Annotated in this window: 7 protein-coding genes; 5 read left to right on the top strand and 2 right to left on the bottom strand. The window is 41.2% G+C overall.

All coding sequences use genetic code 11. The features are described from left to right. Nucleotides 1–472 precede the first annotated feature (472 nt). The 4 genes from GNF10_RS30085 (at nt 473) to GNF10_RS30070 (ending at nt 3088) form a co-directional block, all read left to right on the top strand. A complete protein-coding gene (locus tag GNF10_RS30085) occupies nt 473–967 on the top strand; it encodes a DUF2231 domain-containing protein (RefSeq protein ID WP_185580902.1) in 495 nt (164 codons plus the stop codon). Nucleotides 968–1059: 92 nt separating this feature from the next. Beyond that, entirely contained in the window at nt 1060–1305 is a 246-nt protein-coding gene (locus GNF10_RS30080; RefSeq protein WP_185580903.1) for a hypothetical protein, read from the top strand. Nucleotides 1306–1349: 44 nt separating this feature from the next. Beyond that, nucleotides 1350–1601, top strand: coding sequence for a hypothetical protein (locus GNF10_RS39000; protein ID WP_260446029.1), 252 nt, complete (start codon nt 1350–1352; stop codon nt 1599–1601). Between the two features lie 536 nt (nt 1602–2137). Continuing rightward, nucleotides 2138–3088 carry an amino acid ABC transporter substrate-binding protein gene (locus tag GNF10_RS30070; protein WP_260446028.1) on the top strand — a complete coding sequence of 317 codons (951 nt, stop codon included), beginning with the start codon at nt 2138–2140 and terminating at the stop codon, nt 3086–3088. Nucleotides 3089–3281: 193 nt separating this feature from the next. On the opposite strand, the gene GNF10_RS30065 is transcribed toward GNF10_RS30070, so the two are convergent. Then, on the bottom strand, nt 3282–9674 hold the full coding sequence (locus tag GNF10_RS30065) for an AAA family ATPase (RefSeq protein ID WP_185580905.1): 6393 nt from the start codon (nt 9672–9674) through the stop codon (nt 3282–3284). 150 nt (nt 9675–9824) lie between these two features. Continuing rightward, on the bottom strand, nt 9825–10559 hold the full coding sequence (locus tag GNF10_RS30060) for an MBL fold metallo-hydrolase (protein ID WP_185580906.1): 735 nt from the start codon (nt 10557–10559) through the stop codon (nt 9825–9827). Nucleotides 10560–10731: 172 nt separating this feature from the next. On the opposite strand from GNF10_RS30060, the gene GNF10_RS30055 reads away from it, so the two are divergent. Next, the gene (locus GNF10_RS30055) at nt 10732–12255 is read left to right on the top strand and encodes a site-2 protease family protein (RefSeq protein ID WP_185580907.1); all 1524 of its coding nucleotides are present in this window, start codon (nt 10732–10734) and stop codon (nt 12253–12255) included. The last annotated feature ends 375 nt before the right edge of the window (nt 12256–12630 follow it).

The raw sequence follows: 12630 nt of genomic DNA, 5'->3' as shown, positions 1-12630 counted from the left end.
AATTTATGGTATATTCAGAGAAACCTGGTTTATCAGTTTTATTTAAGAACGATTGGTATCTTAAATCAACAAAAAGTCTGGCTATCTTGATTAGTTTTTATACTTAAATAATAATCACTAAAAAATAGTAAATACGAGAAACTTCTGATTTCCGAATTTAGTTTTAAAATTCAATTTAATCACATATTTAAATCTTTTTTAATTACTAGAACTGCGGCTTTAGCACTAGAATTCTTGACAATATGAATGATGCGTTAGGCGGATAGCATCTATCTATAGGACTCATATATGATTTCTGAAAAAATTCAGTACAACTCAAAGAGCTTTCTTGACTGTCGCCTATTGCTTATTGCCTCCTACACAAATAAGTTTAGAAATCAAAGGCGCAGCGTTAGCGACGCAGGAGCGTCTGACTCGCTACCGCTTCGCTATCGGATTGCTATATATACTTAGACTTATAAGGAAAAAAGCGATGCCTGCTCTGTCTCTAAATAGCCAAAATTTACCATACCCTGATCCACTACACCCCATCATTGTCCACTTCGTAATCGCAATGGTGCTTTTTTCTTTCGTGTGCGATGTTCTAGGCTATTTCACCCATAACGTGCGTTTATTTGAGGTGAGTTTTTGGAATATGTTTGTTGCTGCGATCGCACTTTTCATCGTGATTATCTTTGGCCAGTTTGAAGCCGGACTAGCCCAAGCCCAGAAAGCAGCCCAGTCAAGGCTGAATTATCATACCGTCTTGGGTTGGTCACTGGGGGCGATTGTTGCGGCGATCGCAGCTTGGCGTTTTGTGATTCGCAAACGCAGCCCCCGAAAAGTACCACCAGCTTACCTTAGGGCTGCAACATTGTTAGTCTGCCTAGTATTTTTGCAAGTGTATTTGGGGAGTAAACTGTTTTGGGTGTATGGGTTGCACGTTGAACCTGTAGTTCAAGCCATGAAACAGGGAGTTTCACCATAAACCCGCAATAGTTTGGGTCTTTCTTTTCTCGCTTCTCTACCTTTGGCAAGCATAAAAAAATTCAAAATCCAAATATTTTCAGGAGTAATGTGATGAATCTATTTTTGCAAGAAATACCAGCCTCAGAACGTACCATAAAAACAATTCAAGAAACTCCAGCACCAGTCCAAGATCCATTAATTGCACGCGGGTTACAAAAAGAGCAATACGCTGGCATTATTGGCCTAGCGATCGCTCTGATTGCTGCTGTCGGATTTTTTAGTCAGAGAGTTGAATATGCTATTGCATTTGCTGTGTTCCTCAGCGCGATTTTGATAGCTTTGTTTTTATTCATTTAGTAAAGCTTTTATTATCTGATTTAACAAGATTTGTGAGGAATTTTATGAACAGCCCAGTTTATCAAACTGTGATTGTCAGCGGTGGTTTTGCGGAGCTATTTACAGCCTTACATTTAGCTCACGAACATTATTCTCGTTCTGTTATCTTGATTGATAAAGACCAGCGCTTTTGTTTTAAGCCGCTATTATATGAATATTTCGATGGTGAGATGTATACCTCTCAGGTAGTTCCGCATTTTTGGAACTACTTAAAGGTAGTAGAGTCATCTTTGTGTAAGATAGAGTGCAATCGATAGACTTACATCAATTGGAAGTTAAATTAGTATCGGGAAACTCCTGCAATTACAGCAATTTAGTATTAGCCTTGGGCAGCGTTACTGGGTATTATCAAGTTGAAGGTGCGAATGTAAATGCCTTTCCTTTCTAGACGCAAGCAGACGCGATCGCTCTTGAGCAAAATTTACGTAACTGTTTGCACAAAGCCGTCCAAACTGAAGATTCAGAACAACGCCTATATTGCTTGTAACAAGCACATACAGCAATTTGCTAGAAATAAACCAAATTATGTTAAGAAACGTAAATAGTCTTAGACTCCTTACTAATAAACGATGACAAAGGACAAATAACAGCCCTTCCCAGTTAGCTTTAATTGCGCTAACCTACTTAACAATGAAAATACTACAAATCAATACTCCTGTGAGTACGAAAATATGCTACCTAATTAATGGCATTTAAGTCTCTAATGTGAAGAATCATTTCTAGAACTGCTTACTTGGCAATTCACAGAGATAATTTTTTTACTTTGATACTGTGGATGCCCAAATATTTGAATATGTTTGTTAGTACTAAAATAAATCTCTCGTGTTTACCTGCTTTTACTAAGTCGAAGATATATAGTGCGATCTTTGGTTTGATATTATCAGCATCCTTACCTGGTGTTGCAGGGGCAGAAACTGTGATGCAAAAAGTAGCACGGACAGGAGTATTAACGGCAGGGACAAGTAAAGATGCTTTACCCTTTGCATATTCTGACAGTCAAGGAAAATTGATTGGTTATTCTGTGGATATGCTGACTTTGATCCAGAAGCAGTTAGAAAAAGAATTAGGCAAGAAAATTCAACTTAAATTAGTTGGAGTTACCCCAGCAGAAAGAATTCCCAAGATAATTAACCGACAAGTTGATATTATCTGTGATGCTAGTAGTTTTACTTGGGAACGAGATAAAAAGATTGATTTTTCAATCAGCTATGGTGTTACAGGTACTCAAATTTTAATTAAGAAGGACAGCAATTTAGGTTCGCCTGAATCTCTCATTAACAAGCATGTGGGTGTGCTGGCTGGAACTACCAACGAAGAAGCCATCAAGCAGGTACAAACCCAAGCTAAACTTGTATATTTTAAGACTAGAGCAGAAGGATTTGCGGCTTTGGAAAAGGGCAAAATTGACGCTTTTGCATCCGATAGCATTATTTTAGAGGGATGGTTACAAACAGCAAAAAATCAAGATAGTTTTGCGATCGCACCTCCTCGCCCCTATTCACGAGAAGGAATTGCTTGTATGGTTCCTGAGAATAACTCTAAATTCCTCGATTCAGTGAACTATTCTCTCGTCAAGTTTATGCAAGGGTTTGTCAACGATAACCCCAAATATGTTGCGATTTTTGACCGTTGGTTTGGTTCTCAAGGTGTTGTATTTCTAAATCGAGACTTACGTGATTTAGCTGTGGAAAGCATGCAATTGATGATAGAGTTTCACGAAGATATTCCCCAGAAAGATTTGTAGGTTGTAGTTAAGCTAACGCACCTACATATTGCAATATTTTTGGTGTAGAGTAGACCGTCATTTGTCATTAGTCATTTGTGTTTACCAAGGACAAAGTATAACCTCACCAGTTGATGTGCAATCTTATTTGCGTAACAGCTTAGTATTGATGGTGAAGAAACTTAGAGGATATTAGACCTCTGGCAAAACTCTTTTATAGTTGTGAATCCAATGTCATAGTTTTAACTGGTAAGGTAATGATAAACTCTGTCCCTTGCCCCAGTACAGAAGTGCAGGTTAGATTACCACCGTGAGTTTCTTCGACAATTTGCCGAGCGATCGCCAACCCTAACCCAGTCCCTTTACCAACAATTTTTGTAGTAAATAAATGGTCAAATATTTTTTCTTTAACTTGTTCACTCATTCCCTTACCATTATCAGCGATGGCAATTTTAACTAGATGATTATCGACTGAGGTTGTAATTATAATTTGGTTAGGAGTTTCTTGAATTTCTGCTAAACTCCGACCAATAATCGACTCATCTAAAGCATCAATCGCATTTGCCAAAATATTCATAAACACCTGATTAAGCTGCCCTGGAAAACATTCAATTTGAGGTAAATTATCGTAGTTTGTGACAACTTCAATAGCAGGGCGTAGTTCATTAGCCTTTAGACGATGTTTCAAAATTAAAATTGTGCTATCAATGCCTTGGTGGATATTGAAAGGCACTTTGTAATCTTGATCTGCACGAGAGAAAGTTCTTAAACTGGTGCTGATTTTTTTTAACCTGTCACACGCCATAGACATTGAATCAATCATCTTGGGCAAGTCTTCTAAGGTATAATCTAATTCAATTTCGACTGCATGCTCTTTGATTTGATCGTTCTTGTTGAGTGAAGTTTCTTGATAGAGTTTCAAGTGTTCGATAATATCAGCAATAGTGGGTTTAGCTTGTTTAAGACTGGCAGCAATAAAACCGAGAGGATTATTCATTTCGTGAGCGACACCAGCAACTAAGTTACCCAGTGCAGACATCTTTTCACTTTGGACTATTTGTAATTGGGCATTTTGTAGATCGTTTAGCGCTTGTTGCAAATCAAGTGATTTTTGCTGTAAAGTAAGTTCTGCCTGTTTGCGTTCGCTAATATCTCGCATCACAATTACTGCACCAAGTTTGTTTCCTAAAGAATCGACGATCGCTTGTCCGCTTGCTAACAAAATTCTCTTAGAACCATGCTTGGGCGCAATTACCATTTCTGCATTTTCAACTATTTCCCCTTGCAAGGCGCGAAACAAAGGAATTTCTGTTGTTGATAAGGGTGTTTGACCATCAGCTTGATAGAGATCGAAGTGTTGTGCCCATTGCTCTGGCGTTAATGATTCTATCGGTATGCCATGAAACTCACGAGTTGCGTTATTGAATAAGATCAAATTTCCATTAGGGTCACAAACAACAATCCCATCTGTAATATTTTGAATAATGGCATTCAAGAACTCTCGTTCTTTGGCTAGAGATGCTTCGGCCTGTTTACGTAAGCGAAGCTCGTCGTAGACATCGCTAATATCAATTACCACCCCATCCCATAAGATTGCACCATCGGCTTGCCGCTCTGGCCGAGCCGCAGATTGAATCCATTTTACGGCTCCTGAAGGCATGATAATGCGCCATTCTTGCTCAAATGGTGTCAGAGTTTGGGCAGAGTAAGCGATCGCTTTTGCAATAGCTGGTTGATCGTCAGGATGATTCATAGTGTAAAGGCTGTGTATCCCTGCCATCACTAACTCTGGCTCTAACCCATACAAGTCCAAACAGCCAGAGCTAACGTAGGGTGTTGAAGTTGAACCGTCGGCTGCCAAACGGAATTGGTACACCATCCCAGGAATATTGTTCGCCAAATTTTGGAAGCGGATTTCACTAGCCTGTAATTTTGCTAGAGATTGCGTCAACTGTTGAGCATAGTTTTGGGAATTTCGATAAAGTCGGGCATTCACCAGAGAAATTGCCGCTTGAGCGCAAAGCAAGTTTAGCAGTTCGACGCGATCGCTTGTAAAGGCTCCAGCTGCTAGGTTATTTTCCAGATACAATATACCCAGCAACTTCCCCTGATGTAATATTGGGCTGCACAAGATGCTTTTGGGCTGCTGTTGCTGAATATAAGGATCGTTGATGAATTGAGGATGCACTGTGGCATCAATAATTACTGTTGGTTTTAAGCTGCGTTTGACGGTATTAATTAAGCCAACTGGCACATCCTGAGAGTCTTCAATGGGTTGTGGATTCAGCAATCTTGGGTAAAAATCAATATGAGTAATTCCCTTTTTGTTCTCTACAGATACGATACCAAGAGAAAGCTGTGCTAATGCCTGAATTAGCAAATGGCCTGATTCTAAAAGCATGAACACACACTTATCTGCTCCGGCATTTTCAATGACGATATGCAGCAATACTGAAAGCAGTTTTTCCAGTTCGATTTCGCTAGATAGGGTTTGGGAAGCTTTGAGAATGCTAGCTAAATCTAGAGCAACAGAAATGCTGCTACTACTGGAATTGGCAGAACTGGTGGAGGTGACACTCCCCAAAGCAAAGATAGTTTCGTTAGTTGAGAGAGGAGAAGGACTTTGCTGAAGAATGGGGGCGAGTAATTGGGGATAGCGTTTTTCTAGATCGACGACTTTGGCTTTCGCACCCCAACGAGCATAACCATAGTAGGCTTGAGTCATGTATGACTGAGCAATCTGCTCTTTGCCCCAGTCGAGGTAAAATTTGGCGGCTAATTCATTGGCTAGTGCTTCTTCTTGAAGATAGCCTTGTTCTTTGGCTCCAATGATAGCGCGATCGTAACATTCAATTGCTTCTGCCCGATTGCCCAAAACTCGATAACGCTCGGCTTCCACCAAATCAAATTTGTGTCGAAAATTCATTGGCGCATGGGTAGCCCAGTAGTTAAGTTTTTCTTGGTTAGCAGTAATGCATTCTTTCATTTGCTGCTGTTCTAGGGCTGAGAGTTGCTCAAACCATGCTAGTTGAGCTAAAGAATCATAGAAATGAAAGATAGGTACATATAAAAAAGCAATAATAGCGTCTAAATATTGTCTCGCTTGCCTAGCCTGTTCTAGGGCTTGTTCAAACTCGGAAAACAAATACGATACAACCAGTTTGTTAATCCATAGCAATGCTAATCCGGTGCGATCGCCTGCTGCTTCATGTAATGGAAGTTGATGCTGTTCATTGTAGGCTGTACCACTCAACACCACAACATCATCCGCTTCTCCCATTAAATTCAGCAAAATTTGTCGAATCAATTGGGAATAGTTCAGAGCTAGATTTTGCTTCAGGTGCTTGAGCGCTTCACAATAACCAGTAACTTCTGGCTCTAGATGTGTTAAATTTTGTCCTGCAAAATAGGAATAAAAACCGTAATTATACGCAGAATAACCCGCGAAAGCCAAATCGCCTACATCTAAACAACTAGAATAGGCAGTCTGCAAGGGTTGTAATAAATCCCGCAGGTGCATTTTCCAATGCCTTGTGTATAAATACACTAATAATAAAGTTTTCCCTTTCAATTCGGAATTTTGATAACGCGATCGCAGGTCGAGGGCTAACTGACCAAATTCATAACCTAATTCTACGTTTCCGAATACACCACACATCAATATTCCATAAGAGACATAGCTAAAAGTCGAGGTTGATTCATTACCATAGACGACAGATAAATAAACCTTTTTTAAAATCACCAGTAAATAAAGCTGTGGCTGGGACAGATAAACGCAGGGTGCTACTGATGTCAAAATTCGAGCTGCTGCCAGGATGTTTGCATCCCTTGCATCGCTGAGGTTGAGCAACTCGGCAGGGAATCGCTCTCCAATTACATCTAAGACGGTACTGAAGGCCACTGCCACATCTTCCTGGGTAGGCTCTGTAGGTAGTTCCACTCCCAATTGCTTCAAAATGGTAAGTGCTGCTGCGATCGCTTCGGCAAAATAACCCTGAGCAGTGAATACCTCAATTTTCACCTCATAGACGCTGATTTTATCTAATGGAGTTTTGGCGTGATTTAGGACAAGATGGGCATTGGCTGCCATTTCCTCTAAATCACCGCTCAGATAGGCAGCTTCTGTGGCAACTTGATGGAGTGCTAGGGTTAACTCATACTGATGCTGCCAACTGTTTTGGGCGAGTAACCCAATGCCCACCTGGGCATATTTGCAGGCAGCAGTGTATGCGATCGCTGCCTTGGCCTTGCGGCTTGCCATCAGGTTAAATTGCGCTAATGCTTGACGTTCTGCGGGTTGGGTAATCAATTCAGCCGCAACGTTAAGTTGACCAACAATTTCAAAAATGCGTTCTTCCCGGTTGCTTTCGGGGGTATTACTCAGGAGTAACTGGCCAATTTTTAGATGAGTTGCCTGTTTTTTCTCCTCTGGGATGAGAGAATATGCCGCTTGTTGGACGCGATCGTGCAGAAATGTGTAAACACAGGAACCAGAATCCAGAATCTCCAAGTCAGAAGAATCTGTTCTTGCTTCTGACTCTTGATAAAACTTATAGACATCACAATGTGGTAAAACTAACCCTTCTTGCAACGCTTTCCACAAAACTTCTGCTGTTTGGGTTGGAGACTGTTCAAAAACGATCGCCAATGTCGCCAAATCAAATTGATTACCGATACAGGCTGCCAATTTTAGAACTTCCTGAGTTTCGAGCGGCAACTTTTGTAGTTGAATTGCCATAAACTCAACGACATCATCCGTTAAAGAAAGCGATGTCTGAAGACAAGCTGCCGTGCGTCTGGGTACTTGCGCCACATCACACTGCCACAAACCTGTATCCCAATCAAAGGTAATTCGTCCATCTTCATGTAATGCCTTGAGAAACTGGGTTGTAAAAAACGGATTACCTTTGGCTTTTTGATAAACTAGCTCGGTTAATGGTAGAGCAATTTCTGTTGAATAACTCAATGTATCGGCAATCAAACGATTCACATCTGTTTGACTCAAAGGATCTAATGTAATGGTGCTGACGGTGACTCCCTTCTCAATTTCTTCCAGGGCTACCATTAAGGGATGAGCCGCAAACACTTCATTATCACGGTATGCACCAATAATTAATAGATAACCCTTTAAGGTTTCACCCATTAACAGCCTCATCAAATTCAGAGATGCCAAATCTGCCCAATGCAAATCGTCGAGGAACACTACTAACGGATGCTCTCTTGTAGCGAATACCTGAATAAATTTCACAAACAGCAGATTGAAGCGGTTCTGTGCAGCACTTCCCGATAATTCTGGTACTGGCGGTTGCGTGCCAATAATCCGTTCTAATTCTGGAATCACTTCAATGATCACCTGTCCACTCTCAGAAATTGCGGACAGAATTTTGTTTCGCCACTGTTCCAACTGGGTGTCGCTTTGGGTGAGCAACTGTCCCATCAAATCCCGCAAAGCTTGCACAAAAGCAGACAGGGGAATATTGCGGTTGAACTGGTCATACTTTCCTTTGATGAAGTAGCCGTTCCAGCGAACGATCACCTTATGCACTTCATTCACCACGGCAGTTTTACCAATGCCAGAGAAGCCAGCCACCAGCATTAGTTCCACTGCACCATTGGCAACCCGCCCAAATACCTCCAGTAAGCTTTCTATTTCCTCCTCTCGTCCGTAGAGTTTTTCCGGGATGAGAAAGCGATCGCTGATATCGTGCTGTCCTAAATCAAACCATGTGTGTTTACCTGTTTTTCGCCATTGTTCTAAGCAAAATACTAAATCATGTTTGAGTCCCGTAGCACTCTGGTAGCGGTCTTCGGCATTCTTTGCCATCAGCTTGCAAATGATCTCTCCCAACATCAAGGGGATTTCTGGGTTGAGATTACAGATAGAGTCAGGCTGTTTGGCGATATGACAATGTAACAACTCCATCGGATTGTGAGATGTAAAAGGCAGTTGTCCACTCAGCAGTTCAAAGAAAGTTACACCTAATGAATAAAAGTCGCTGCGATAGTCAATGCCTCGGTTCATCCGTCCAGTTTGCTCTGGCGACAAATAGGCTAGGGTTCCCTCCAGTCCGTTGGGACTTTGAATTTCCTGGGTTTCTCGTGGTAGCAGCGAGGCAATACTGAAGTCAATTAGCTTAATTTTTTTGGTTTCAGGATGAATCAGGATATTAGCTGGCTTGACATCTTTGTGAATGATGCGCTGTTGATGCAACTGGTGTAAAGTGTCTATCAGTTGCAAGGCAATGGGTAGGAATTCATCTAAGCTCAGTGGTCGTCTTTGGGTAAATTGCCGCAAGGAGATGCCACCAAAGTCTTCCATAACTAGGGCATAGCCATTGTGATGGGGTTCTAGGCTGTAAGGTTTAATGATGCTGGGAATATCTAGGTTTTTAGCGATCGCATATTGGTTGCGAAACTGTACTAATTCGCTAAAACTTGGATATTCTCGTTTTAAGAGCTTGATGACGACTGGTTGGCGTTGGCGAAGCCCACCGAAGGTATCGCATTCTCGTATTGCCCGATACACTTGAGTCCGAGAACCAGAATAAAGTTGCTCTATAATTTGGTAGCCAGCGATCCTTACAGTTCCATCAACTTTTGCACTCATAAATTTTTACCAGAATTCCTTGTCTAACGCTAGAATTCCCCAGACAGTATCTTCCTTAAATTATATTTTATATCAGTATCAAAAAGAACCATTTTTTATTGAGTATTAAGTATTGGGTAAGTTTTTTATACTCGTGAAGAAGTCTTTATTTTAAATAAGGGGCTGCATCCGCAGCAAAGCTGCTAAATCCAGAGAGGCGAGGTGTTGATAAGCTCGATCTATAAAACGCTTGCCCCTAAGAAAACCTGTATTAGCTCCGGGACAAATGTACCTGAGAGTTTCTGGTGTAAAATGTTCTAATAATAACTGAACACTGTTGATTTGTCGTGGCCAGTGAAAGGTTTTAGTTATCCGTAATGGTACTGCGTCGCCCTTCTGATTAGGAACCAAATGGCGACCAGAAAACAATATACCTCCAAGCTTACTGTAGTATAGGCACGATGATCCGGGAGAATGACCTGGTGTCCAAATAATTTTGACTGCGGCATCAAGAGTAAATTCTTGACTAAAGGTAGTTACGGGTAAGCCTGGTAATAAATAAGCTTCTTGTTCTTGCATCAAAACTTCGCAATCCAAGGCTTTTTGAATTTCAGCAGTTTTGCCTATAGCGCCTCGATGGGTGATAAATAACCAACGCACGCCTCCATGCGCCGCTAAAAAGTCTTGATTTGTTTGGTCTAGGGCAGGGCAATCTATGAGGATATTGCCTTCATTTCTTACAATAAAATAAGAGGTTCCCCCTAATGTGTCCCGATTGGGTGAGAAAGCAAAAATGCTATCTTGTGCGAAGTCCGATTGCAAGGAACTTCCGCTAGGAATTTCTTGAGGAAAGACAGCCCGTGGTGGCTTAGTTGTATGACTTGGCTGTTGAGGTAAAGCGCACATAATCAAAGAACCGAAACTGAGGAGTTGTGGACAAGCTGTTTACAGTGTAGAAATTCTGAAGAATTGAACTGTAAGCATCTGAAAAAATTGGGATTTGAGGTCTGCCTCGTAGTTAATGCTATGGTGCTGAAGCTACTAGGTAGGGCGTTTTGTCAAAATTACTGAAGATAACATGGCATTTTGGTTTCTGTTTATCCTCCTACTGGGGCTAGCTACTTATGTAATGGTGCAGCACAGTGTCGCTCACATCACTCGAACGCCAGTATGGTTGTTGTGGCTGGTTTTAATGACACCAGCATTGTTGTTAAGTGGATGGACACTTATATATGGGGCAAAACAACCTCCGCCACCAGCGCTGATTGTTTCGTCGTTATTTGTCTGCACAGTGTTGTACTGGATATTGTTTCTAGGGGGGCGGCGAGTGCCAAGAGATACACAAACCGAAGTTACAGCCCAAGCCTCAGAATCACAGCCAATTATCCAGCCTACCCCAGAACCACTAGTGCGTCCCATTGAGCCAACAGAAGAAACTCAACTGCGAAATTGTTTTCCTTGGTCTGTATATTACGTTCAAAATATTGAGTATCGACCACAAGCCGTAATTTGCCGGGGTCAGTTGCGAACTAAAGCCAGCAACGCTTACCAGCAGATTAAGACTAATATTGAAGCACAATTTGGCGATCGCTTCGTGTTGATCTTTCAAGAAGGTTTAAATGACAAACCTTTCTTTGTGCTAGTTCCTAATATTCAGGCTGCTAAAGAGAGAAATACACCCCGACGCGACCAAGAACGCTTAACTAGACCAGGATTAGCACTTCTACTACTAGTAGCGACTTTGATAACTACTACCTTGGTGGGAGTGGAAATTGCTGGTACTTCTCTTCCGCCTCTATGGGAAATTGGCTCTTTGCTCAAAGTTCTATCTAACCGAGATGTCCTATTCAAAGGATTACCTTATGCTTTAGGGTTAATGACTATTTTGGGTATTCACGAACTTGGGCATTATTTGACTGCTAAATTCTACAAAATTCGCTCGACGTTGCCTTACTTTATTCCAATGCCTTTCTTTTTGGGAACTTTTGGTGCATTTATTCAGATGCGTAGTCCCATTCCCAACCGCAAAGCATTATTTGACATTAGTATCGCTGGGCCGCTTGCAGGCTTTATTGTTACCTTGCCATTATTAATATGGGGCTTGGCTCATTCTGAGGTGGTTCCCCTGATTGAAGAAAAAGCCCGATTTTTGAATCCTGATGCCCTTAATCCCAAATATTCCATCTTACTAGCGTTATTATCGAAGCTAGCCTTGGGAAGTCAGTTAACAGCAAAATCAGCCCTTGATTTGCATCCAGTTGCAGTAGCTGGTTTTATCGGATTAATTGTGACGGCCTTAAATTTAATGCCTGTGGGACAACTTGATGGAGGTCACATTGTCCATGCAATGTTTGGACAACGAGTTGCGATTATGATTGGTCAAGTGGCTCGCCTCCTCTTGCTATTACTTTCGTTAATCCGGGAAGAATTTTTGATGTGGGCGATTATCTTATTATTTATGCCGTTGATTGATGAGCCTGCACTGAATGATGTCACTGAATTGGATAACAAACGTGATATTTGGGGATTACTGGCAATGGCTTTGTTGATTGTAATTATTTTGCCATTACCGCAAGCGATCGCTAACTTTTTGCAAATTTAAAAAGTATCAACGCAGGCATAAAAATATATCTAGATTTTTCCCAACTATGGAATTAACCATAGCTTGGTATTTTTTATTGAAACAGAAGTCAGGATTCAGGATTCTTTTTCACTAAACTTTCGCGCAAGAATCAATTTTGAAAGCTGCAATGCCTGTGGCGGGCTATGCCTACGCTGAAATGGTTATAAAGAACAAGCGTGCTACAGCTTATGGAATTTTTAGCACTGGCTAGGGTTTATCCTGGTTTTTAAACCTCATCTATGTTGAAACCTAGGGGTTTTTTAAAGATATATTTATGTAGGGCTTGCTGAAAAAGTCGTATTTAAGCCAGATCAAGAATCAATTAACAATGCTTGTAAGTGAAAATATAATTTA

The organism is Nostoc sp. UCD121 (assembly GCF_014222285.1).
GTDB lineage: Bacteria > Cyanobacteriota > Cyanobacteriia > Cyanobacteriales > Nostocaceae > Nostoc.
The sequence above is the reverse complement of the archived record's forward strand: the minus strand, read 5'-3'. Positions and strand labels throughout refer to the sequence as shown.